Source organism: Pseudomonas argentinensis, from assembly GCF_001839655.2.
Classification (GTDB): domain Bacteria; phylum Pseudomonadota; class Gammaproteobacteria; order Pseudomonadales; family Pseudomonadaceae; genus Aquipseudomonas; species Aquipseudomonas argentinensis_B.
The window spans coordinates 3,523,784-3,545,891 of sequence record NZ_CP056087.1 but is presented as its reverse complement, the minus strand read 5'-3'; the positions used below and the strand labels follow the sequence as shown (position 1 = coordinate 3,545,891).

The 22,108-nt window shown below is 57.4% G+C and carries 21 protein-coding genes and 1 pseudogene; 21 read left to right on the top strand and 1 reads right to left on the bottom strand.

The genetic code is table 11. The features are described from left to right. Positions 1 to 24 precede the first annotated feature (24 nt). The 12 genes from SA190iCDA_RS15820 to SA190iCDA_RS15765 all read left to right on the top strand — a co-directional run bounded on the left by SA190iCDA_RS15820 (position 25) and on the right by SA190iCDA_RS15765 (position 10,090). On the top strand, positions 25 to 783 hold the full coding sequence (locus tag SA190iCDA_RS15820) for a heme ABC transporter permease (RefSeq protein ID WP_170833958.1): 759 nt from the start codon (positions 25 to 27) through the stop codon (positions 781 to 783). Further along, a complete protein-coding gene (gene ccmD / locus SA190iCDA_RS15815; RefSeq protein WP_070886331.1) occupies positions 780 to 956 on the top strand; it encodes a heme exporter protein CcmD in 177 nt (58 codons plus the stop codon). The genes SA190iCDA_RS15820 and ccmD overlap by 4 nt, the downstream gene beginning before the upstream one ends. Beyond that, complete coding sequence (gene ccmE, locus SA190iCDA_RS15810; protein ID WP_070886330.1) at positions 953 to 1,417, top strand: cytochrome c maturation protein CcmE; 465 nt, start codon at positions 953 to 955, stop codon at positions 1,415 to 1,417. The genes ccmD and ccmE overlap by 4 nt, the downstream gene beginning before the upstream one ends. Further along, positions 1,414 to 3,387 (top strand): heme lyase CcmF/NrfE family subunit, encoded by a 1,974-nt coding sequence (locus SA190iCDA_RS15805; protein ID WP_070886329.1) that lies wholly within the window; start codon positions 1,414 to 1,416, stop codon positions 3,385 to 3,387. The genes ccmE and SA190iCDA_RS15805 overlap by 4 nt, the downstream gene beginning before the upstream one ends. Next, positions 3,384 to 3,920 carry a DsbE family thiol:disulfide interchange protein gene (locus tag SA190iCDA_RS15800; RefSeq protein WP_070886328.1) on the top strand — a complete coding sequence of 179 codons (537 nt, stop codon included), beginning with the start codon at positions 3,384 to 3,386 and terminating at the stop codon, positions 3,918 to 3,920. The genes SA190iCDA_RS15805 and SA190iCDA_RS15800 overlap by 4 nt, the downstream gene beginning before the upstream one ends. Then, the gene (locus SA190iCDA_RS15795; RefSeq protein ID WP_070886327.1) at positions 3,917 to 4,402 is read left to right on the top strand and encodes a cytochrome c-type biogenesis protein; all 486 of its coding nucleotides are present in this window, start codon (positions 3,917 to 3,919) and stop codon (positions 4,400 to 4,402) included. Before SA190iCDA_RS15800 ends, SA190iCDA_RS15795 begins: the two co-directional genes overlap by 4 nt. Beyond that, positions 4,399 to 5,604 (top strand): c-type cytochrome biogenesis protein CcmI, encoded by a 1,206-nt coding sequence (gene ccmI, locus SA190iCDA_RS15790; protein ID WP_070886326.1) that lies wholly within the window; start codon positions 4,399 to 4,401, stop codon positions 5,602 to 5,604. Before SA190iCDA_RS15795 ends, ccmI begins: the two co-directional genes overlap by 4 nt. Then, on the top strand, positions 5,601 to 5,951 hold the full coding sequence (locus SA190iCDA_RS15785; RefSeq protein ID WP_070886325.1) for a hypothetical protein: 351 nt from the start codon (positions 5,601 to 5,603) through the stop codon (positions 5,949 to 5,951). The genes ccmI and SA190iCDA_RS15785 overlap by 4 nt, the downstream gene beginning before the upstream one ends. Positions 5,952 to 6,143: 192 nt before the next feature. Beyond that, positions 6,144 to 6,983, top strand: a complete 840-nt coding sequence (locus SA190iCDA_RS15780) for an IclR family transcriptional regulator domain-containing protein (RefSeq protein ID WP_070886324.1) — start codon at positions 6,144 to 6,146, stop codon at positions 6,981 to 6,983. Positions 6,984 to 7,157: 174 nt separating this feature from the next. After that, the gene (locus SA190iCDA_RS15775; protein WP_070886323.1) at positions 7,158 to 7,985 is read left to right on the top strand and encodes an SDR family oxidoreductase; all 828 of its coding nucleotides are present in this window, start codon (positions 7,158 to 7,160) and stop codon (positions 7,983 to 7,985) included. A 344-nt stretch (positions 7,986 to 8,329) separates the two neighbouring features. Continuing rightward, complete coding sequence (locus SA190iCDA_RS15770) at positions 8,330 to 9,499, top strand: CynX/NimT family MFS transporter (protein ID WP_070886322.1); 1,170 nt, start codon at positions 8,330 to 8,332, stop codon at positions 9,497 to 9,499. Positions 9,500 to 9,655: 156 nt separating this feature from the next. After that, positions 9,656 to 10,090 carry a hypothetical protein gene (locus SA190iCDA_RS15765; protein WP_070886321.1) on the top strand — a complete coding sequence of 145 codons (435 nt, stop codon included), beginning with the start codon at positions 9,656 to 9,658 and terminating at the stop codon, positions 10,088 to 10,090. 270 nt (positions 10,091 to 10,360) lie between these two features. On the opposite strand, the gene SA190iCDA_RS15760 is transcribed toward SA190iCDA_RS15765, so the two are convergent. Further along, positions 10,361 to 10,600, bottom strand: a complete 240-nt coding sequence (locus SA190iCDA_RS15760) for a YheU family protein (RefSeq protein ID WP_070886320.1) — start codon at positions 10,598 to 10,600, stop codon at positions 10,361 to 10,363. 304 nt (positions 10,601 to 10,904) lie between these two features. Here SA190iCDA_RS15760 and ihfB point away from each other — a divergent pair, with 304 nt between their 5' ends. The 9 genes and pseudogenes from ihfB (at position 10,905) to SA190iCDA_RS15715 (ending at position 22,104) form a co-directional block, all read left to right on the top strand. Next, positions 10,905 to 11,192: an integration host factor subunit beta gene (ihfB, locus tag SA190iCDA_RS15755; protein ID WP_070886319.1), complete on the top strand. Its 288-nt coding sequence runs from the start codon at positions 10,905 to 10,907 to the stop codon at positions 11,190 to 11,192. A 309-nt stretch (positions 11,193 to 11,501) separates the two neighbouring features. Continuing rightward, a pseudogene (locus SA190iCDA_RS15750) lies at positions 11,502 to 13,003 on the top strand (MBL fold metallo-hydrolase RNA specificity domain-containing protein). A 72-nt stretch (positions 13,004 to 13,075) separates the two neighbouring features. Further along, positions 13,076 to 14,182: a hypothetical protein gene (locus SA190iCDA_RS15745; RefSeq protein ID WP_070886317.1), complete on the top strand. Its 1,107-nt coding sequence runs from the start codon at positions 13,076 to 13,078 to the stop codon at positions 14,180 to 14,182. 601 nt (positions 14,183 to 14,783) lie between these two features. Beyond that, a complete protein-coding gene (locus SA190iCDA_RS15740; protein ID WP_139159504.1) occupies positions 14,784 to 16,055 on the top strand; it encodes a Wzz/FepE/Etk N-terminal domain-containing protein in 1,272 nt (423 codons plus the stop codon). 321 nt (positions 16,056 to 16,376) lie between these two features. Beyond that, entirely contained in the window at positions 16,377 to 17,654 is a 1,278-nt protein-coding gene (gene tviB / locus SA190iCDA_RS15735) for a Vi polysaccharide biosynthesis UDP-N-acetylglucosamine C-6 dehydrogenase TviB (protein WP_070886315.1), read from the top strand. Positions 17,655 to 17,741: 87 nt separating this feature from the next. Further along, entirely contained in the window at positions 17,742 to 18,764 is a 1,023-nt protein-coding gene (locus SA190iCDA_RS15730; protein ID WP_083329812.1) for an NAD-dependent epimerase/dehydratase family protein, read from the top strand. Between the two features lie 2 nt (positions 18,765 to 18,766). After that, positions 18,767 to 19,963: a lipopolysaccharide biosynthesis protein gene (locus tag SA190iCDA_RS15725; RefSeq protein ID WP_070886314.1), complete on the top strand. Its 1,197-nt coding sequence runs from the start codon at positions 18,767 to 18,769 to the stop codon at positions 19,961 to 19,963. Beyond that, complete coding sequence (locus SA190iCDA_RS15720; RefSeq protein WP_083329811.1) at positions 19,944 to 21,167, top strand: glycosyltransferase; 1,224 nt, start codon at positions 19,944 to 19,946, stop codon at positions 21,165 to 21,167. Before SA190iCDA_RS15725 ends, SA190iCDA_RS15720 begins: the two co-directional genes overlap by 20 nt. Positions 21,168 to 21,207: 40 nt before the next feature. Next, on the top strand, positions 21,208 to 22,104 hold the full coding sequence (locus SA190iCDA_RS15715; RefSeq protein WP_236100871.1) for an oligosaccharide repeat unit polymerase: 897 nt from the start codon (positions 21,208 to 21,210) through the stop codon (positions 22,102 to 22,104). The last annotated feature ends 4 nt before the right edge of the window (positions 22,105 to 22,108 follow it).

The window sequence follows — 22,108 nt, the reverse complement described above, 5'->3', positions numbered from 1 at the left end:
TGACCTCGGAGAATGATGAGTGACCTGATGAACTGGACATGGTTTCACAAGCTGGGCTCGCCCAAATGGTTCTATGAAATCAGTGGCCGCTGGCTGCCCGGGCTGGCGATTGCCGCCGCGCTGTTGCTGCTCGTGGGCACGGTCTGGGGCCTGGCCTTCGCGCCGCCGGACTACCAGCAGGGCAACAGCTTCCGGATCATCTACATCCATGTACCGGCGGCGTTCCTGGCCCAGTCGATCTACGTGCTGCTGGCCGTGGCCGGCCTGGTCGGCCTGGTGTGGAAGATGAAGCTGGCCGATGTGGCCCTGCAGCAGGCGGCGCCCATTGGCGCCTGGATGACCGCCATCGCGCTGATCACCGGAGCCGTGTGGGGCAAGCCGACCTGGGGCACCTACTGGATCTGGGATGCGCGCCTGACCTCGATGCTGATCCTGCTGTTCCTGTATTTCGGCGTGATCGCCCTCGGCCAGGCGATCAGCAACCGCGACAGCGCCGCCAAGGCCACCGCGGTGCTGGCGGTGGTCGGGGTGATCAACATCCCGATCATCAAGTACTCGGTGCAGTGGTGGAACACCCTGCACCAGCCGGCCACCTTCAGCGTCATCGACAAGCCGGCGATGCCAGTGCAGATGTGGTTGCCGTTGCTGATCATGGTGCTGGGCTTCTACTGCTTCTTCGCCGCCGTGCTGCTGATGCGCATGCGCCTCGAAGTGCTACGCCGTGAGGCGCGCAGCAGTTGGGTGAAAACCGAGATTCGCGCGCTGGTGGAGGGCAAACGATGAGTTTCGCGTCATTCGCCGACTTTCTCGCCATGGGTAACCATGGCGCTTACGTGTGGTCGGCCTACGGTATCTGCCTGGTGGTGCTGGTGCTCAATGTGCTGCTGCCGCTGCAGGCCAGGCGCCGCTACCTGCAGGATGAGGCGCGCCGTATGCGCCGGGAGGAGTCACGTTGAACGCCGTCCGCAAGAAGCGCCTGTTTATCGTGCTGGCCATCGTTGCCGGCGTTGGTATCGCCGTGGCGCTGGCCCTGAGCGCCCTGCAGCAGAACATCAACCTGTTCTACACACCGACGCAGATCGCCAACGGTGAAGCGCCGGTCGCTACCCGCATCCGTGCCGGCGGCCTGGTGGAAGAGGGCTCGGTGAAGCGCTCCAGCGATTCCCTGCAGACCGACTTCGTGGTCACCGATGGTGCGGCGCAGGTGACCATTCGCTTCCACGGCATCCTGCCGGACCTGTTTCGCGAGGGGCAGGGCATAGTCGCCATGGGCAAGGTCGACGACGCCGGCCTGCTGCTCGCCGACGAAGTGCTGGCCAAGCACGACGAGAACTACATGCCGCCCGAGGTCAAGCAGGCCCTGGAGCAGAGCGGCATGAACAGGCACTACGAGAAAACCGGGGAGGCCCCACGATGATTCCCGAACTCGGCCATCTGGCGATGATCCTGGCGCTGTGCCTGGCCCTGGTGCAGTCCACGCTGCCGTTGATCGGTGCCTGGCGCGGCGACCGCCAGTGGATGAGCCTGGCGCAACCGGCGGCCTGGGGGCAGTTCGCTTTTCTGGCCTTCGCCTTCGCCTGTCTCACCTACGCCTTCATGATCGACGACTTCTCCGTGGCCTATGTGGCGCAGAATTCCAACACGGCGCTGCCTTGGTACTACAAGTTCAGCGCGGTATGGGGCGCCCACGAAGGCTCGCTGCTGCTCTGGGCCTTGATTCTCGGCGGTTGGACATTTGCCGTGGCGATCTTCTCGCGGCAGCTGCCCGAGGAAATGCTGGCCCGCGTGCTGGGGGTGATGGGCATCATCAGCGTCGGCTTCCTGCTGTTTCTGATCGTCACCTCCAACCCCTTCACCCGCCTGCTGCCAAACGTGCCGGCCGACGGCCGCGACCTCAATCCGCTGCTGCAGGACTTCGGCCTGATCATCCACCCGCCGATGCTGTACATGGGCTATGTGGGCTTTTCGGTGGCCTTCGCCTTTGCCATCGCCGCGCTGCTCGGCGGCAAGCTGGACGCCGCCTGGGCACGCTGGTCGCGGCCCTGGACCATCGTCGCCTGGGCCTTTCTCGGCATCGGTATCGCCCTGGGTTCCTGGTGGGCGTATTACGAGCTGGGCTGGGGCGGCTGGTGGTTCTGGGATCCGGTGGAGAACGCCTCGTTCATGCCCTGGCTGGTCGGCACTGCGCTGATCCACTCCCTGGCGGTGACCGAGAAACGCGGCGTGTTCAAGAGCTGGACGGTGCTGCTGGCCATCGCCGCCTTCTCCCTGAGCCTGCTGGGTACCTTCCTGGTGCGCTCCGGCGTGCTCACCTCGGTACACGCGTTCGCCAGCGACCCGGAGCGCGGGGTGTTCATTCTGGCTTTCCTGCTGCTGGTGGTCGGCGGCTCGCTGACCCTGTTCGCCCTGCGTGCGCCGGTGGTGCGCAGCCAGGTCGGCTTCGGCCTGTGGTCGCGGGAAACCCTGCTGCTGGCCAACAACCTGATCCTGGTGGTGGCTGCTTCGATGATCCTGCTCGGCACCCTCTATCCGCTGGTGCTCGATGCCCTTAGCGGTGCCAAGCTGTCGGTCGGCCCGCCATACTTCAATGCGCTGTTCGTGCCGTTGATGGGGCTGTTGATGGCCGTGCTGGCGGTCGGCGTGCTGGTGCGCTGGAAGGACACGCCGTTGCGCTGGCTGCTGGGCATGCTCACCCCGGTGTTGGTCGCCAGCGTGATATTGGCATTGCTGGCCAGCTTGGCATGGGGCGATTTCCACTGGGCGGTGCTCGGCGTCTGCCTGCTGGCCGCGTGGGTGGTTCTGGCCGGGCTGCGCGACATCCAGGACAAGACCCGCCACAAGGGCGTTTTCAAAGGCATGGCCAGCCTGGGCCGCAGCTACTGGGGCATGCAGTTGGCGCACCTGGGCCTGGCGGTCTGCGCACTGGGGGTGATCCTCACCAGCCTTGGCAGCTTCGAACGCGATATGCGCATGGCACCGGGCGAGGCGGTGGAGCTGGGTGGCTACCGCTTCGTGTTCGAGGGCGCAGCGCACCATGAAGGACCGAACTTCATTTCCGACCGTGGCACGGTGCGCATCTTCGACGGCGAGCGACAGATTGCCGTGCTGCACCCGGAGAAACGCCTGTATACCGTGCAGCAATCGGTGATGACCGAGGCGGGCATCGACGCCGGCCTGACCCGGGACCTGTTCGTCGCCCTCGGCGAGCCGCTGGGGCAGGGCGCCTGGGCGGTGCGTATCCATATCAAACCCTTCGTTCGCTGGATCTGGCTGGGCGCCCTGATGATGGGCTTCGGCGGCTTTCTCGCCGCTGCCGACAAGCGCTACCGGATGAAAGTCAAAACCCGCGTGCGTGACGCGCTGGGCCTGCAGGAGGCACGGGCATGAGACGGCTGATCTTGTTGCTACCGCTGGTGATCTTTCTCGGCGTGGCGGTGTTCCTCTACCGCGGGCTGTTTCTCGACCCGTCCGAACTGCCATCGGCGCTCATCGACAAGCCCTTCCCGGCGTTCTCGCTGCCGGCGGTGGCGGGCGATGGGCTGATCACCCAGCAGAACCTGCTGGGCAAGCCGTCGCTGGTCAACGTCTGGGCCACCTGGTGCGTGGCCTGCAAGGTCGAGCACCCGGTGCTCAACAAGCTGGCGGCCATGGGCGTGACCATCCATGGCGTCAACTACAAGGACGACAACGGGGCCGCGCAGAAATGGCTGAGCGAATTTCACGACCCGTACCAGCTCAATATCAGCGATGCCAAGGGCACCCTGGGCCTGGACCTTGGCGTGTACGGCGCCCCGGAGACCTTCTTCGTCGACGCCAAGGGCGTCATCCGCCACAAGTTCGTCGGGGTGATCGACGAGGCGATCTGGCGCGAGAAGCTGGCGCCGCTGTACCAGCAGATGGTCGACGAGGCAGGGCAATGATGCGCCTGCTGACCGGCCTGGTTCTCCTGCTGGCGCTGGGTGGCGTCGCCCAGGCGGCCATCGACACCTACGAGTTCGCCAGCGAAGCCGAGCGCGCCCGCTACCGCCAGCTCACCGAAGAGCTGCGTTGCCCGAAATGCCAGAACCAGAATATCGCCGACTCCGACGCGCCGATCGCCATGGACCTGCGCGCCGAGATCTACCGCATGCTCGAGGCGGGCCAGAGCAATGCGCAGATCATCGACTACCTGGTCGCCCGCTATGGCGACTTCGTGCTCTACAAGCCGCCGGTCAGCGGCCGCACGCTGCTCCTCTGGTATGGCCCGGCAGCGCTTCTGGCCGGTGGCTTCGTGTTGCTGGGGGTGATCGTGCTGTGCCGTCGCCAGGTTGGCGGTGAGGCCTCCACGGGCCTGTCGAGCGATGAACAGCAACGTCTGGCGCAACTGCTCGAGCAGGCGCCTGAGGATAAGAAAGCCCCATGATCGAATTCTGGTTGTCCGCCGGCCTGCTGTGTCTGCTCGCCGTGAGTTTTCTGCTCATCCCCCTGCTGCGCGGGCGCAAGGTGCAGGCCGAGGAGGATCGCACTGCGCTGAACGTCACCCTCTATCAGGAGCGCCTGGGCGAGCTGGAGCAACAGCACCAGGCCGGTACGCTCGATGCCGCGCAGCTGCAGGCTGCCCGTGACGAAGCCGCCCGCGAGTTGTTGGCCGATACCGACGGCAGCGAAGCCCGGCAGGGCCGCCGCCTGGGGCGCGCCGTGCCGCTGCTGGCCGTGGTGCTGATACCTGTCTTGGCCGTGCTGCTTTACCAGCAGTGGGGCGCCATCGACCAGGTCGAGCAGGCCCGCACCTTCGCAGGTGAACCACACAGCATCGAAGAGATGACCACGCGCCTGGAACAGGCCGTGCAGAACAACCCGAAGTCCGCCGAGGGTTGGTACTTCCTCGGCCGCAGCTATATGGCCCAGCAGCGCGCCGCCGATGCTGCTCGCGCCTTCGGGCAGGCGGTCAAGGTGGCAGGGCGTGAGCCGGAGCTGCTCGGGCAGTGGGCACAGGCGCTGTACTTTGCTGCTGACAAACAGTGGAGCCCGCAGCTGGATGCCCTGACCAGCGAAGCCTTGAAAGCGGACCCGGAGGAGGTGACCAGCCTGGGCCTGCTGGGTATCGCTGCCTATGAGGAGCAACGTTTCGCCGATGCCATCGGCTACTGGCAGCGCCTGGTGGCCGTGCTACCCGAGGGCGATCCCTCGCGCCAGGCGATTGTCGGCGGTATCGAGCGCGCCCGCCAGGAGCTGGGCGCCCAGGGCGGTGATGTCGGCGCTGCACAGCCGCAAGCGCCTGGCCTGCAGGTGCGGGTCGAGCTGGCGCCGGCGCTGCGCGACAAGGTGCGGCCCGGTGATACGGTGTTCGTCTTTGCCCGCGCCGCTTCCGGGCCGCCGATGCCGTTGGCGGCCAAGCGCCTCACCGTGGCCGAGCTGCCAGCCCAGGTCAGCCTGGCCGACAGCGATGCGATGATGCCGCAGCTGAAACTTTCCGCGTTCGATCAGGTTCAACTGGTAGCACGCATTTCGCGCGCCGGCGATGCAAAGAGCGGCGAGTGGATCGGCCAGGGGCAACCGCTGGCCAGCAGCACCCAGGACGTGCAACGCCTTGTCATCGATAGCCCTGACGGCACACCACCATGAACAGACTGATTTCCGCTGCCGTGGCAGCCACCTTGTTGAGCCTTGCCGGCTGTACCTTGCATAGCCCGGCGCCTGGCAAGCCCGATGGCGGCCCTTCGGCCCCCGCCGGCTCGCCGCCGGTGAGCAAGTCCCATCCACGCTTCGCGCCGCCACCGGGCGTCTCCAGCCATTGGAACGGTACGCTGGGCGTCTACCAGATCGACTCCGAGCGCAACACCTACTACCGCGAGCGCACCTTCTATCGCTGGCAAGGCGGCTGGAGCTGGGCCGGCACCCTGCAAGGCCCCTGGGAGCCGGTAGACAGCAGCGGCGTGCCGCCGGCGCTGTACCGCCATCACGCGCAGTAGCCATCGCTGCCAAGCACGCTTCATTCGCACCGATATTCAAGCCGCCCTGGAGACCCTGTCCCGGGGCGGTTTGCTTTCTGATGCCCATTCCAGGCGCTTCTAGGCAGTCCACCTTCCAACGTGTCTGTCGCCTTGCGATTATCGAACCGCAGTTCGATAATCGCGCATACCCTCTGGACAGGTGACAGTGCCATGCCCGAATCCCGTTCCGCGCCCAGTTCGATGGCGCCGCCGATCATCGCGTCGCCGGCCAAGCGCATCGAGGCCTTTGCCGGCGACCCCAATTTCATGACCTCCCTGGCCCGCGGGCTGGCAGTCATCCACGCCTTCCAGGAGCGCAAGCGCCAGCTGACCATCGCCCAGATCAGCCACCGCACCGAAATTCCCCGTGCGGCGGTGCGTCGTTGCCTGCATACCCTGATGAAGCTCGGTTACGTGACCACGGACGGGCGGGTCTACTCGCTGCTGCCCAAGGTGCTGACCCTGGGCCATGCGTACCTGTCGTCCACACCCATGGCCGTTACCGCGCAGCCGATTCTCGACCGCCTCAGCGAGCAGCTGCACGAGGCCTGTTCGATGGCGACGCTGGAAGGCGACGAAATTCTCTATATCGCCCGCTCGGCGACGCCCCAGCGCCTGATCTCCGTCGACCTGAGCGTGGGCAGCCGGCTGCCGGCGTATTGCACCTCGATGGGCCGTATCCTGCTGGCGGCGCTGGATGACGCGGCGCTGGACGACTACCTGAGCCATGCGGATCTGCAGGTAAAAACCAGCCGCACCCTGCACACGCCTGAAGACCTGCGTGCCAATATCGAGGAAATCCGCCGCCAGGGCTGGGTGATCATCGACCAGGAGCTGGAGGTCAGCCTGCGCTCCATCGCCGTGCCGCTCAAGGATTCCGCCGGCCAGGTGCTGGCGGCGCTCAACGTCGGCACCCATGTGGGCCGCGTGTCTCGCCAGGAGCTGGAGAGCCGCTTCCTGCCGATTCTGCTGGAGGCCAGCCACGAACTGAGTACGCGCCTGTTTCAGTAGCCCCGAGGCCGAAGCCTGGGTTGAGCGAAGCGATACCCAGGAATAACCGGTCGCACGAGCCGCGCCCTACCCACCCCGCGGTGCGTTCATTCAACAAGCTGATGATGGCTGGGAGGCGCCTGCGCCTTCGCTACACTCGGGCTGTCTTTCATTGGCCAGCAGGGCAGGTTGGGTATGAGCAATCGCATGATGATCACGGGGGCCGGGTCCGGCCTGGGGCGCGAGCTCGCGCTGCGCTGGGCGCGCGAGGGCTGGCACCTGGCGTTGTCGGACGTCAACGACGCCGGGCTGGCCGAGACCCTGCGCCTGGTGCGCGAGGCGGGCGGCGACGGCTTCACCCTGCGTTGCGACGTGCGTGACTACAGCCAGCTGACCGCCCTGGCCCAGGCCTGCGAAGAGAAATTCGGCGGTATCGACATCATCATCAACAACGCCGGCGTTGCCTCGGGCGGCTTCTTTGCCGAATTGTCACTCGAGGACTGGGACTGGCAGCTGTCGATCAACCTGATGGGCGTGGTCAAGGGCTGCAAGGCGTTCCTGCCGCTGCTCGAGCGCAGCCACGGGCGTATCGTCAATATCGCCTCCATGGCGGCGCTGATGCAGGGCCCGGGCATGAGCAACTATAACGTCGCCAAGGCCGGCGTGGTGGCGCTCTCGGAAAGCCTGCTGGCCGAGCTCAAGCCCCTGCAGGTCGGCGTGCACGTGGTGTGCCCATCATTCTTCCAGACCAACCTGCTCGATTCGTTCCGCGGCCCGACGCCCGCCATGAAGGCCCAGGTCGGCAAGTTGCTGGAAAGCTCGCCGATCAACGCCGAGTTCATCGCCGACTATATCTTCCAGGCAGTGGCTGCCGGCGAGTTCATGATTCTGCCCCACGAGCAGGGCCGCCAGGCCTGGGCGCTGAAGCAGAAGAACCCGCAGCTGCTGTATGACGAGATGACCCTGATGTGCGAGAAGATGCGCGCCAAGGCTTCCGGGCAACGCGAAGCGAAGGCGCCTTGAGCCTGCTTACGAGCTTTGGATTTCTGGGGAGCTTGGATCCTGTGAATCGACCGGCAGAAGCGGCCGTTCCCTATGTAGGGTGGACAACGCTCTTTTTGTCCACCATGCGATCGCAGGGCGGTGGACGGGACAAGCGTCGTCCACCCTACGCCTGATCCATGTGGGAGCGCCTTACGGCCGCTTGCGCCACGTTGTGGTCATTACGGGTGCAATTACGGCGAATGATCGCGAGCAAGTTCTCAGGCCAGTGCATAGGGGCAGCCCGCGGTCGCGCTTGCCCTAATCGCAGCGCACGAGTAGGGTTGCCGCCTCGGCTAAACCTGGCCACCTGATCAGGAACTCCTGTGAAACCCGTCTCCCGCGCTTTACTGCTGCTGGCCCTGGTGGCCGCAGCGGTGAACCTGCGACCCGGCATTACCTCGCTGGCGCCGCTTATCGAACGCATCGCTCAGGAACTGTCCCTGAGTCGTGGCTTTATCAGCCTTACTACCGCGCTGCCGGTGTTGTGCATGGGCCTGCTGGCGCCCCTCGCGCCCCGGCTGGCGGTGCGCCTTGGCCTGGAACGCACCATTACCCTGTGCCTGGGCGCCATCGCCCTGGCGCTGACGCTGCGTCTGGTGGGCCACGCCAGCGCGATACTGGTCGGCAGCGCGGTGCTGCTGGGGGCCGCCATCGCCATTGCCGGGCCCTTGCTGTCGGGCTTCATCAAGCGCCATTTCGCTGGTCGCATGGGCCAGGTGCTGGCCTGGTATTCGCTGAGCATGGCCGTGGGTGGTGCCATCGGCGTGGTGCTGACCATGCCGGTCACCCAGCTGTTCGGCGACGACTGGAGCTATGGCTTGGCCATCTGGGCAGTGCCGGCGCTGCTGGCGGTGGTCATCTGGTGCCTTCTGCCCAAGCAGCACGCCGAGCCCCTGAGCCAGGAAGACGCGTCCGCCGGGCTGCCCTGGCGCGAGGGCCGGGCCTGGTTGATCAGTGGCTACTTCGCCCTGCAGGCCGGCCTGTTCTACGCCGTGGCGACCTGGACGGTGGCGCGCTACCAGGAGGCGGGGCTGTCGGCGATGCACAGCAACACGCTGTTCAGCCTGGCCATGCTGATGGGCTTGCCGAGCTCCTTCCTGTTGCCGTTGCTGGTGCAGCGTTTCAACCACTACCTGTTGATGGTCGCCTGCGGCAGCCTGACCCTGGTCAGCCTGAGCATGATCACCTTCGTGCCCACCTTCACCCCGGAGTTCTGGGCGTTGACCCTGGGCTTCGGCATGAGCGGCTCCTTTGCCTTGTCGCTGCTGCTGCCCATCTATGAAGCCGGCTCGCCGCTGGCGGTCAGTCGCTGGACGGCGATGATGCTCGGCTCAGGCTACAGCGTGGCGTGCCTGAGCCCGGTGCTCAGTGGCCTGGCGCGCGATATGTCGGGCACCTACCAGGTGCCGTTCCTGGTACTGACGGGCATGGCCGTGGTGATGGTGCTGCTGGCCTGGTCGATGCGCAAGGGCCCGCGCCGCACCACGACCTGATCCGTCGTAGCCCGGGTAGCGCGCAGCGAAGCCCGGGAGCATCGCACAGCCGATTGAATGATCCCCATCACTGTCCTGACTGACCGTTCTGAGCGCAGCATTCCCCTGCATCGCGGGCTGTGATAGAAGGCTGCCAGTTTTTAGCGGAGTGCCCCCGTGGAATCGGAATCCATCGTCTACGGCAACATTCGTGACTGGCCGTCGGACAGCCCGGCGGAGAGCCGCCTGCGGCGCCTGCTCAACAAGCAGGTGCTCGACGCATTGCCGTGCGGCGACGCCTGGCCGTTTCTGGGGCGCGAGATGTTTTCGTGCTGCCAGCAACCGGGAAGCGGCCTGTACCAGACCCAGGTGATTCACTTCGGCGCCAGTTACCAGACCATCGAATACGAATGGAAGCTGTGGGTCGCCGAGTTCGAAGCGCTGCTCAAGCGCCTCTACTGGGCCAGTGCCGTGGTGCACCTGGAGACCGAACTGAACGGTACCCACACCTTCCGCTGGGAAGCGGAGTCGGAGAACGGCCTGCACAGCCCCCAAGACGGCGCGCTGCGTGTGCGTTGTGCCTGGGAGCGGGAAGGGGGATTGCGTGGATAACGCGTTGACCAAACCATTCGCCGCGAGTACCCCACCAGCTGCGTAGGGCGGACCGAAACGCCGGCCGTGCGTAGCTGCGTAGCACGGACCGGGACGCCGGCCGCGCGTAGCTGCGTAGGGCGGACTCAGGCGCGAAGCGAACAGTCCGCCTTTTGGAGGCAGCGACTTTCCTACAGAAGCATGCTGCCAGCCTCTCACGGCGTACTGCCTTCGGCGAGTAGGCCCTACAGTAGGTATAAATGACGCGCAATCAATGACAAGCCATGGCTACTAGCCGTCATCCTCCTCTAGCCACTCCTTCGGCACGTCACGCTTGAGCGCCAGCTGGCACTGCTGGCTTTCCGGGTCGAACACGATTACCGCTTCGCCCTTGTCGAGCGCCCGGCGCACCCGTGTCACCCGGGTTTCCAGCGGTGTTTCGTCGCCATTGTCGGTGCCGTCGCGGGTGACGAAGTCCTCGATCAGGCGGGTGAGGGTATCTGCCTCGAGCAGACTGGCGGGGATTAGCACGGTTTTCTCCTGAGGCGCTGGCGGCCTCTGACCATCGGTTGCATGGACTTGCTTGGACGGCGCCCGCGGGGATTTGATCACCTTTCGTGCCTCGCGCCTGCCGGTACCGAGCGTCAATCAGCGCGTTTGCCAACAATGCTGCACAGTCAACGACTTACCTTCACCTGCCGGAATCAGTGGCAATGGATTCAAGACGCCATACACATTTTCAGAGCTGGTGATTTTTTAGGCTGTTCAAAAGCTGATCAGCGTGCTACAACCTTCCCATCGAGTGACATAGCCGCTTGAAAACGAAGGGAAAAGTATGACCAAGTCGGAGTTGATCGAAAGAATCGTCACCCACCAAGGGCAGCTTTCAAACAAAGATGTCGAGCTGGCCATCAAGACCATGCTGGAACAGATGTCCCAGGCGCTGGCGACCGGCGATCGCATCGAGATCCGTGGCTTCGGCAGTTTCTCCCTTCATTACCGCGCCCCGCGTGTCGGTCGTAACCCCAAGACAGGGCAGTCGGTGCGCCTGGATGGCAAGTTCGTTCCGCACTTCAAACCGGGCAAGGAGTTGCGTGACCGGGTGAACGACGAGGACGAATAAGCTCTGCATCTTGGCAGAATCCACCACCCGCAAGCGTGCTGCCATGTGCCCCCTCTGTGATTTCTGCACCCTTAGATTTGCCTGCAACGGGCGACGTCACCGATTGATGTCCTTCCCATAGCTGATAGTCCCCGTAACACTGGGTTGCCCGCAGCGCTGATCGCTGGGGCGGGGTTTTAGCATCCGGCCATCAGCCGCGAGCCATACAAGCTGCAATACAGGATATGTCGCAGCACTTTCATCCAGTCGCTGCCTATCGCATCATTGCCCGCTCGAGAATTCATCTGCCAGACGTTAAGGGATTAACCGATGGAGTACCCCCGCATCACCCATCATGGCGCCCAGGACGGTGTGACCGGCTCCTGCCATCAGTTGCATATGACGCAGCACAGCAGCGTGCTGATCGACTGCGGGCTTTTCCAGGGCGCCGATGCCTCGCCGCTCGGTGCGCGGGCCGACCACCAACTTATCGAATTTCCCCCGACGGTATCCGCGCCCTGATCGTTACCCACGTACACGCCGACCATGTGGGGCGCATTCCCTATCTGCTGGCCGCCGGCTTCAAGGGGCCGATCCTCTGCAGTGAGCCCTCGGCCAAGCTACTGCCCATCGTGCTGGAGGACGCCTTCAAGCTCACCTTCAGCCGTGACCAGAAGCAGGTAGAGCGCTACCTCAGGCAGGTGGAGGAGCGAATCATCGCGCTGCCTTACGATCACTGGTTCACCCTGCAGAGTGATGAGGGCCTGCAGGCCAAGGTGCGGCTGCAGCGCGCGGCCCATATGCTGGGCTCCGCCTATGTGGAAATCGATGTGCAGTACCGCCCAGGCGAAGCCAGCACGCGTATCGTGTTCTCCGGCGACCTCGGTGCCCCCGGCACGCCGATTCTCAAGCCCTGCGTACCACCACGCCGCGCCGACATCCTGGTGCTGGAAAGCACCTACGGCGACCGCCTGCACGAAGACCGCAGCACCCGCCGCCAGCGCCTGGAGCAGGTTATCGAACATGCCCTGGCCAAAAACGGCACCGTGCTGATCCCCGCCTTCAGTGTCGGCCGCACCCAGGAGCTGCTCTACGAGTTGGAAGACATCATCCACAGCAAAAAGCTGGACACCCCAGCCGCTCCAAAAGCCTCTGTAGGAGCGGGCCACGCCCGCGAAAATCTCGAATCCGCACCAAATGCCCCTGCCGAACCCGACTGGCCCCGCCTGCCCATCATCCTCGACTCACCCTTGGCCAGCCGCTTCACCCAGGCCTACCGCGAACTCAAAGACCACTGGAACGAAGAAGCCCAGGCCCGCGTGCAGGCCGGCAGAAGGCCGCTGGCGTTCGAGCAACTGATCACCGTCGACAGCCACGCTGCCCACCAGAAGATTCTCAATCACCTGGTCAGCAGCGCCCGTCCCGCCATCGTTATCGCCGGCAACGGCATGTGTTCCAGCGGCCGCATCGTCAATTACCTCAAGGCCATGCTCGGCGACCCTCGGCACGACGTGCTGTTCGTCGGCTATCAGGCCAGAGGCACGCCCGGCCATGCCATCCAGCGCTTCGGGCCGCGCAACGGCTACGTAGAGTTCGATGGCCAGCGCTACGAGATCCGCGCAGCCGTGCACAGCATTGGCGGGTACTCGGCCCATGCTGATCAGGCAGGGTTGGTTGGGTTCGTGACTGGGATGGAGCAGTGGCCGGGGGAGATTCGGTTGGTGCATGGGGAGGAGGGCGCCAAAGGCTCATTGCGGGAAGCGCTGTTACGTCAATATGCCAAAGCTGGCTTGGCCGCCACTATCACCGGCGCAGCTCATAGCAAGCGATAGGTAACGCATAGGCAAGAAACACTACGCTGGGCGATCTATTTGAAGATGCTTATTAACTAAACAGGAGAGCCAATGACAGATGTAAAGTCCGCGCAAACAAGCGATTTTCTTTCCAAGCCGCTTCTAGAGCGCGTGCTGGCCCACTGGGGTGCAATTGCCTGGTTGCTCAGTTTGCTTGGCCTAATTGTGGGGGGCGCGAGCTTGTTTTGTTACACCCATGCCATTGGCCGAACCGATCTCTTCCAGGCCGCTGCAGGGGATCAAGCCTTGCTTCTCGTGTGGCTGGTTTTCGTCGGGCTTATGAGCATCGCCTTTATTTTGATCATGGCAACTTCAGCTGTGCTATTCGGTCTTGCCGTTTCCATGCTCAATCGCCGCCCGTGCTTACAGCGTCAAGCGGTCAGCACACTTTTCTTCATCGTCTCGGCTGGGTATGCCTGTTTCGGCAGCTTGATCCTCTGGGCTCCTGAATGGGGGGTTAAAGTCATATTTCTTCTGGTGTGCTTGGTCACCGCTCTGGCAACAGTGGTTGTTTATTTATTCAATCGCAAGCTGCGTGTTCCGGTTAATTATTGTGCTAAGAGGCCGAAAAAAGGCAAGGCAGCCTCTCCATGGACTTTGCTCTTCTTCCTGTTTTTGGCGTTGCTGGGCACCGTGGTGAGCGGTGTGTTTCCCACACAAATGGTTCTGATGGCCTATCGAGGAGAAGACACCCCCGAGGGTGTAGGGCGGCTGATGCTGATCGCGGTGTTTTCGATGATCATTGCGCTGGTGCCTGTATGGGCTTTCTACAAGACGCGTGGCGCACTGGTGCGTCGCTGGCGGCTGTGCCTGGCCGGCTTTATTGGCGCGTTGCTGTTCTACATTGTGCTGTCGCCCGCCACGCTGGGCATCGTCACTTATGCCGCAGCCAATGTCATGGGCGTGCGCGACAGCCACGTGCAGGATTACCTGCTTACCGACAAGAACGTAATTGGCGAACTTGATACCAACGTCTGGTCGCTCCAGCCCAAGCAGCAAGGCGCTGCCCGGATCAAGGCATTCAAGCTGTTCGGTTTCGGCAGCATGTTACTGCTTTGCCCCGCAGAGCTGGCGAAGACAGAGCTCAAAAAATGGCCTGAACACTCTGGGCGGTGCCTGCTGACAAGCACGGGGCAGGCGCGACTACTGCCTCACTGAATCTATGGCTGAGCTGCCTGCTCGATATACCAGCTTTGGGGGTGGGCGGTGCGGCATAGGTGCTACCAACGTACAGCTTGTATGAGATTTTCGTCACAGAGATAGCAAACTTTCAGTGAAAAATGGATAGAATGCCGGGCCCGACAGACCTGCTTGGCATCCGCTGCTAACGCCATCAGGAGCTACTTCTCGGCGACGAATGCCTGATCATTCGTGCTAACGGGTGTCGAACGATGGTGAAGATCACAGCCTTTGCTCGCGCTCAGGCTCAAGAGGACTGTAGTGAAGGCAATGGTTTGCCTGATCCCGCGAAACGATGCTTGATTTCCCAAAAAAGCCAGCCCCACCGTACTACGCTCACTTGCTTGAGCTAGCACGCGCGCGTCTCCTTCTCCATGCACCCGCCGGCTGTCGGCCGCCATTCTTCGCTCACATGCCTGGGTGGTTATGCTGCAGCATCGCCTTGCGTGAGCGTCACCCCCCTGCAAGGGGCATATACGTTTTCAACCCTCACCTCCGTTATCGCATACATGTGGCCTTTACCGCTGTGAGCGTGCGTAGTATTTCCTTTCCACCGCTTTGAAACAGGATGATCGAGCCCATGTCGCAAGCTCCCAATATTCGCCAACAGAACGATGAAATCGATCTGGGCGAGCTCATACGCGCGCTTTGGGCACGCAAGCGGCTGATCGTTGGGGTGACGGCGGTTGTAACCGTGATCGCCGTCGCCTATGCATTGTTGGCAACCAAGTATTACAAGACCCAAAGCGTGGTGCGGCCCATTGCCATGAACGTGCTGGATGAGTTGAATGCTTCGGGGGTTTATACGCTGACCCCAGATGAAGCCTTGCAGCGTGTCGGCTCCGGTATCAGCTCCTATGAGTACCGCTTGGCTTTTTACCGCAAGCATCAGGATCTTTTCGGGCCGGACGCCATCAGCGACGATCAGACCTTGGAGCAGGGCTTGAACCAGATAAATGAAAGCTTCGCTATTCTCCGGCCAGACCCGAAGAAAAGTGACGGCGGCTTTCCATATGTGGGCCTGGCCTATACCTACCCTTGGGGCGTTAAAGGTGCAGATATAGTTAATGGCTTGATCGAGTATGTAATCGAGCAGGAGCGTATCGCTATTGCCAAGGATGTTGAAGTTATCATCCAAAACCGCCTCACCAAACTCGAACAAGCCATGGCCGCTGAGCGTGCAGCCTACCAGGCCGGCAAGCAGGCGAAAATCGCCGAGCTGGGCGAGGCTGATGACCTCAAGAAGGCGCAGCTGAATGACGAGCTCGCCGCACTCCGCAAACAGCTACGAACTCGCCGAGATGACCGTATCGCTCAGCTGAATGAAGCCATTCTGATTGCCAAATCGCTGGGTATCGAAAAACCAAGCACACCTTCTGCGTTGGGTGAAACGGCTCAGGCGCCAACCTCCGGCAATGTAATTCGTACCGAAGTTAATAATCAGCAGATTCCGCTGTATTTCATGGGTAGCGAAGCATTGGAAGCTGAGCGTAGCGCCTTGCAAAAACGCCGCTCGGATGACTTCACTGAGCCACGCATCGCGGAAATCCAGACCAAGCTGCGGCTGCTCGAACAAAACCGTGAGATTCAGCTGCTCAAAGAGCGCGAAGAGGAAGATTTATTTATTGGTGATTATGCCAAGTGGAACAAGGAAGCAACGGCGTTGAAGGCGTTGAACCTTGATTTGTCGAATCTGCAGTTAGTGAATGTCGATCAGCAGGCTGTCTACCCGAGGGCTGCGATCAAGCCTAAAAAGATTTTGATAGTCATCCTGGGTATTTTAGCGGGTTGGGTAATAGGTATATTTTTCGCTCTTGTTGCGATGGCGTCAAAACGGTGGAAAATTCAGTAGTATAGATGATTTATGCTAAGGCTTTCCAAGCGAGTAATTGTCGTATGAATTTTGGATTGTGTATGGCGAGCTAGAGGCGACTCAGCAACTGACTACGAAACTGAATGACCAAAGTAAATAGCTAAAATTGGATTTAAATATCATGGCTCCCCATCAAGTCGTTGCGGAGTCATAGCTGATGGGGCATTTTTTGCACGAAGGTAGCACAATAACGCATTAGAGGCTTTGGTGGTGCGACAGCTTTGTCGGAACGGTTGCAGAAAAAACGGTTCTGGGATTTTGCTCCAATGCCTTGATTTAGTGGAAGGATTAGGAAAGACAATGCTAAAACTTGAAGATGTAAAGCTGGCGATAATCGGTCTTGGCTATGTTGGACTTCCGCTCGCTGTAGAGTTCGGCAAGGTGCGCTCTGTAGTGGGGTTCGATATCAATGCTTCGCGCATTCGCGCCCTTGAAACAGGGCATGATATGACTCTGGAAGTAAGTGACGAAGACCTCGCCAGTGCAGGGCAGCTAAGTTTTAAAACGGATATTTCTGATTTGGCTGAATGCAATGTTTTTATCGTTACTGTGCCAACGCCTATTGATGAACATCGGCAACCTGATCTGATGCCGCTAGTGAAGGCTTCGGAAACTATCGGGAAAGTTTTGAAGTGTGGCGATATCGTTATTTATGAGTCAACAGTATATCCAGGTGCAACAGAAGAGGACTGCGTACCGGTTCTAGAGAGAGCTTCTGGCTTAAAGTTCAATGTAGATTTCTTTGCCGGTTACAGCCCTGAACGTATAAATCCGGGAGACAAGGAGCATCGTGTCACTACTATCAAGAAAGTTACTTCCGGCTCTACTCCTGAAGTTGCCAATTTGGTGGATTCGCTCTATAAGCAAATTGTCATCGCTGGTACACACAAGACCAGCAGCATTAAGGTAGCTGAAGCTGCTAAAGTCATAGAGAACACCCAGCGCGACCTAAACATCGCATTGATCAATGAACTAGCCATCATCTTCAATAAGATGGGAATCGACACCGAAGCCGTTTTGCAGGCCGCTGGTACCAAATGGAATTTCCTGCCTTTTCGTCCGGGCTTGGTCGGTGGGCATTGTATTGGTGTCGATCCGTATTATCTCACGCACAAAGCGCAATCCATCGGCTATCACCCAGAGATCATTCTTGCCGGTCGCCGCTTGAATGATTGCATGGGGGCTTATGTGGTATCACAACTGATCAAGGCCATGCTCAAGCGCCGGATCCATGTCGATGGCGCTCGAGTATTGATTATGGGCCTGACCTTCAAGGAGAACTGCCCGGACCTGCGCAACACTAAGGTAGTTGATATCGCTCGTGAATTAGCGGAGTACAATATACAAGTCGATATCTATGATCCTTGGGTGAGCGTCGAAGAAGCGCAGCATGAGTACTGTATTACCCCGGTATTGGAACCAGGCGTTGGCTCTTATGATGGCGTCATTCTTGCCGTGGCGCATAGTCAATTTAAAATTTTAGGTGCTGCTAATATTCGGGCGTTTGGTAAGGCGAAGCATGTGCTTTATGATCTTAAATACCTACTGAGCGCTGAAGAGTCTGATCTCCGTTTGTGATCAATAATTAACGTGCTGAGGAAATGCCTTTCAATTCATCGATAAGTTTGAAGGGTAAACACACGCGCCTTATTTTGAGGGAAATCTATGACACCTTACGAATCCTTATTGGAAACACTACCCACCGCTCCTAAAACATGGTTAATCACGGGTGTGGCTGGCTTTATTGGCTCTAACTTATTAGAAACCTTGCTCCAACTCAATCAGAATGTGGTCGGTTTAGATAACTTTTCTACGGGTTACCAGCATAATCTTGATGAAGTCAAGCGGCTGGTCAGTCAAGAGCAGTGGCGGCGCTTTACGCTCATTGTTGGTGATATTCGAAATCTTGAAGAGTGTCATCAGGCCTGCCAAGGCGTGGACTATGTTTTGCACCAGGCTGCTCTGGGGTCGGTGCCGCGCTCCATCAAAGATCCTATCGCGACAAATAGTACTAACATCGATGGTTTTTTGAATATGCTAGTGGCGGCGCGGGATGCTCAGGTAGAAAGCTTTACTTATGCGGCAAGCAGTTCTACCTACGGTGATCACCCCGGTCTTCCCAAGGTTGAAGATGTAATTGGTAAACCACTGTCACCTTATGCCGTGACCAAATATGTAAACGAACTCTATGCCGATGTATTTGCTAAGTCTTATGGCTTTAACACGATTGGACTGCGTTATTTTAATGTTTTTGGTAAGCGTCAAGATCCAAATGGGGCCTATGCGGCGGTCATTCCGAAATGGGTGAGTGCAATGATTAAGGGCGAGAAAATAATAATAAATGGTGATGGTGAAACTAGCCGCGATTTCTGCTTCGTCGAGAATGCAGTCCAGGCTAATTTATTGGCTGCAACAGCTAACAATTCAGCAAAAAGACAGGTTTATAACGTCGCCGTAGGCGATCAAACAACACTCAATGACCTTTTTTCTCACCTGAAAGAATGCGTGAATCATAACGGCTTTAGCTATCATCTTGAGGCGGCTCACGGCGATTTCCGTCAAGGCGATGTCCGGCATTCTCTGGCGGATATAAGCAAGGCCAAGGGTTTGATTGGGTACGAGCCAGTATGGCCAATACGTCAAGGTCTGGAATCAGCTATAAGCTGGTATGTTGAGAAGATTCACTGAATATGCTGAAGCGTATTATAACGGTGTTTCTTGGAGACGGATTTTCCAAGGCCGTCAATATAGGGGTGTCGTTGTATCTGATCAGCTTTCTAGCTGTTGATCAATATGCTTATTTTACTGTGGTGTTTACCTCAATTATGGTGGGGTATCAGGTTGCCTGCGGTTTGATTGAGCGACTCTATATTGCCGATCACTCTAATTTCGTAGCTATTGCACGGCAAAGTCGGCTGCTGATCGCTTTGCCAGTCGGAAGTATATTATTTTTCTACACCGTTGCAATTCTAGAAAGCAAAGCTGGTTTACTATTCGTGGCAGGATATTTCGCGTTCATTTGTTTTCAGATGTTGAGAATAGTCGCCCAGAAAAATGAGGACTTTAAAAGATTTGTTATTCTGGATGTCTTGAAGAATATTATTTGGGCTGTTCTCACCGCTGCATTAGTTTTTCTAGGCATGCAGACGGCAGATTATTATCTGATGGCGCTGGTATTTTCAGCTTGGCTTGTTGTGCTATACGTGAGTTGCGTGGCTTGCGCTAATTCTAGAAATGACTTGGACGATAAGCCAGCGCATGGCGGGATCATAAGTTCGCTAAATTATTTGATTGTGAGGGGGGATCTTGTTCTCTATTCCATTTTAACCGGTTGCATGCCATATATTGCGCTTGTGCTTGCTAGCTTTTTTGGGACAGCTGAAATTGTTGCAACTTATGGTGTTGCGATGCGTTACCAAGCTTTATTTTCTATGGTGGTTTATGCCATAAATGTTGTATTGCTACCTAGAATGGCGAGCGGAAATTCTAAAGAAATTAAGCGTGTAATTAGTATTTTTTATAAGAAAATCCCATATGCGCTGCTGGCTTCAATTCTTGCCATTGCTGCTGTATGGCTTGTGATGCCGCTTCTTGGTGCAGGGAAATATCCAGGGGGGCAGTTGGCTTTTGTATTATTTGCGGGATGTTCATTGTGCTCTTTGATTTCAGCCCCCGCCGCGACCTATTTGCTAGCGCTAAGGCAGTATAGGAGTATGTTGAAGAGTATCTGCCTAGGACTGCTAGCTATTGTTATCGCATTGCCAATTATGTTGGTTTTCAATGAGTTTTATGGAGTGGCGTTAGCTTGCGCTTTTGGCTATCTCTGCTCCGCGGCTGCGTTGATTCTCTATATGAAAAGAATAGCTCATGAAAATATTGATCATTAACTACTATTTCGAACCCTTTGTCGGAGCCCACGCCTATCGCTGGAGCCAGATTGCAAAGGTATGGGCCGCAGATGGTCATGAAGTGAAGGTGATCGCAGGGCGTGTCGATGATGCGCGTTGTGAGACAAGAGATGGTGTGACTATCGAGCGCATTGGTTTTGTGAGACGGCAGAACGCTATGCACCCTTCGAACGTGACATCGTCTGGGAGGCCGAGCGCTTTACGGTCAGCTACTATCTCCCTGCTTAAAAAGGTGAATCGCTTCTTCTTCTGGCCTGACGGTCTGTGGCACTGGCTACCGTTTCTATTGGCCTCACTCTTTAAGCACAGGCATGTCCAGTACGATCTGGTAGTTAGTTATTCTCCAACATTCTCTGCACATTTAGGAGGGCTGGCTTATAAAAAAATTAATAAAGCTAATAGCCGTTGGATTGCTGATTATGGTGACCCATTTTCTGTTTCTATTTCAATGCCGCCCAATAATTTAAAAATCTATAAGTTTTTAAATTTTTGCTTTGAGAAGAAGGTCATTGAGTCTGCTGACAAGGTTGTATTTACGAATGCGGAAACCTTAGGGGAGTATGTGGATTTTTTGGGTGCGGCATCATGCGCTAGAACTACTGTTATACCTCACGCAGTTAATGTAAGTGCTTTTTTTCAAGGTGAGAGAGCTGTTGTGCAGCAGCCTTTTAATCTTGTATATGTAGGTGCATTTCATCGAGGCATAAGAGAGCCATATTTTATGGTGGAATTTTTTAATGAACTTTGTAAGCGCCTGAATATTATTGTCAACGTCTATGGCGCTTTAAATGGTGTCCCTGCATCAAAGGTGAATGTGGGGTGTGTGAGGTATCATGGTTTAGTGTCTCGTGATCAGGCTGTTGAGTTGGTTAGAGGGGCAGATATTCTGATAAATATAGAGAATTCAAATTGTGTAATGACACCAAGTAAAGTCGTTGAGTATGTAGCTACTGGACTGCCAATAGTCAATTTTTATGAAAAAGATCGAACAGAGTTGTTATGTGATGAGCGCTTGAAGGGAAGGGTATTGCATATAAAAGAACTAGCGTCTGTAGACGCTGTTGGTGAGTTTATCCCTAAGGCTATTTTAGAGGGTGTTTCTCTAAATCAAGTCGAAAAAATTCTCTCCGCATATGCTTTAGATAATGTAGCCGATGAGTATCTAGGTGGTATTTGTGGTTGAATTTATTTTGTTTATGGTGGTTTTTTTTATTGGATGTATTATGTTCTTCCTGAACAAGGATTTACTATCGCCCGGGAAGATTCTTTTTGTTTTCACATTTCTTTTCTATCTTGGTGTATTTGTTGGTGATGTTTCCGATTTGACGGTTTTTGCCTATTTGTTTTTGATGGTCGCTTTATTGATAGTTGCATTTATAGACTCAGGGGTTGAGTGCGGCGCATATGTTAGTAAGCAGGATGTTCCTGTTGCCAAATATGCTGTGCTTTTATTGTTGCTGTTGCCAGCCCTTTTTTTAAAAATAAAAATGGTCATTGATGAGGGTGGTATTGTCGCATACATAATGACCCTTGCCTTTAGAGTGGTTGAGTTTGAGGGGCGTGGTTGGATTCTGGTTGTGTTTTCTTCTGTTCAAGTTTTTTATGTGTATTTGTGCTATGTGTTTATGCTTGACAGTCGAAAGGGTGCGCTAAAGATTTTTATCTTTCTACTTTCTACCGGTATTTTTCTTTTTGTCTGTTTTACTTCCGGCTCTCGCTCTTCTTTGTTGATGCCATTGGTTACAATATTGGTCATGAGGCATTATTTGCTTAGAAGGATAAATATGGTAACTGTTGTTGGGTGTTCATGCCTTTTTTTGTTTTTTATTGCTTTTTATGGCGCTTTTAGAAATGATTTCGGCGGCAGTGATTTTTCAGAATTTAGCTTGGCGAAATTAAATTATTCCCATTTTTACTATGGTACGAATCCCTTAGAGATATTGGCTGATAGTAATATAAATGACCCCTTGCTAGGGGCGACATATGCCACTCTCCTTACGAATTTTATCCCTCGAGCTATTTATCCAGGAAAGCCTGATACTGGCGGGTTGGTGTTCACAAAAATCTATACTGGTGATCAGTGGGGGGCATGTCCAATTTGGCGCCTGGCTCTTTTGTAGAGGG

Excerpts from the sequence above, each read along its gene's own strand:
- ccmD (WP_070886331.1), top strand. The coding sequence starts at position 780 with ATGAGTTTCGCGTCATTCGCCGACTTTCTCGCCATGGGTAACCATGGC.
- SA190iCDA_RS15805 (WP_070886329.1), top strand. The coding sequence starts at position 1,414 with ATGATTCCCGAACTCGGCCATCTGGCGATGATCCTGGCGCTGTGCCTG.
- SA190iCDA_RS15800 (WP_070886328.1), top strand. The coding sequence starts at position 3,384 with ATGAGACGGCTGATCTTGTTGCTACCGCTGGTGATCTTTCTCGGCGTG.
- SA190iCDA_RS15795 (WP_070886327.1), top strand. The coding sequence starts at position 3,917 with ATGATGCGCCTGCTGACCGGCCTGGTTCTCCTGCTGGCGCTGGGTGGC.
- ccmI (WP_070886326.1), top strand. The coding sequence starts at position 4,399 with ATGATCGAATTCTGGTTGTCCGCCGGCCTGCTGTGTCTGCTCGCCGTG.
- SA190iCDA_RS15785 (WP_070886325.1), top strand. The coding sequence starts at position 5,601 with ATGAACAGACTGATTTCCGCTGCCGTGGCAGCCACCTTGTTGAGCCTT.
- SA190iCDA_RS15780 (WP_070886324.1), top strand. The coding sequence starts at position 6,144 with ATGCCCGAATCCCGTTCCGCGCCCAGTTCGATGGCGCCGCCGATCATC.
- SA190iCDA_RS15775 (WP_070886323.1), top strand. The coding sequence starts at position 7,158 with ATGAGCAATCGCATGATGATCACGGGGGCCGGGTCCGGCCTGGGGCGC.
- ihfB (WP_070886319.1), top strand. The coding sequence starts at position 10,905 with ATGACCAAGTCGGAGTTGATCGAAAGAATCGTCACCCACCAAGGGCAG.
- SA190iCDA_RS15745 (WP_070886317.1), top strand. The coding sequence starts at position 13,076 with ATGACAGATGTAAAGTCCGCGCAAACAAGCGATTTTCTTTCCAAGCCG.
- SA190iCDA_RS15740 (WP_139159504.1), top strand. The coding sequence starts at position 14,784 with ATGTCGCAAGCTCCCAATATTCGCCAACAGAACGATGAAATCGATCTG.
- tviB (WP_070886315.1), top strand. The coding sequence starts at position 16,377 with ATGCTAAAACTTGAAGATGTAAAGCTGGCGATAATCGGTCTTGGCTAT.
- SA190iCDA_RS15730 (WP_083329812.1), top strand. The coding sequence starts at position 17,742 with ATGACACCTTACGAATCCTTATTGGAAACACTACCCACCGCTCCTAAA.
- SA190iCDA_RS15725 (WP_070886314.1), top strand. The coding sequence starts at position 18,767 with ATGCTGAAGCGTATTATAACGGTGTTTCTTGGAGACGGATTTTCCAAG.
- SA190iCDA_RS15720 (WP_083329811.1), top strand. The coding sequence starts at position 19,944 with ATGAAAATATTGATCATTAACTACTATTTCGAACCCTTTGTCGGAGCC.
- SA190iCDA_RS15715 (WP_236100871.1), top strand. The coding sequence starts at position 21,208 with ATGTTCTTCCTGAACAAGGATTTACTATCGCCCGGGAAGATTCTTTTT.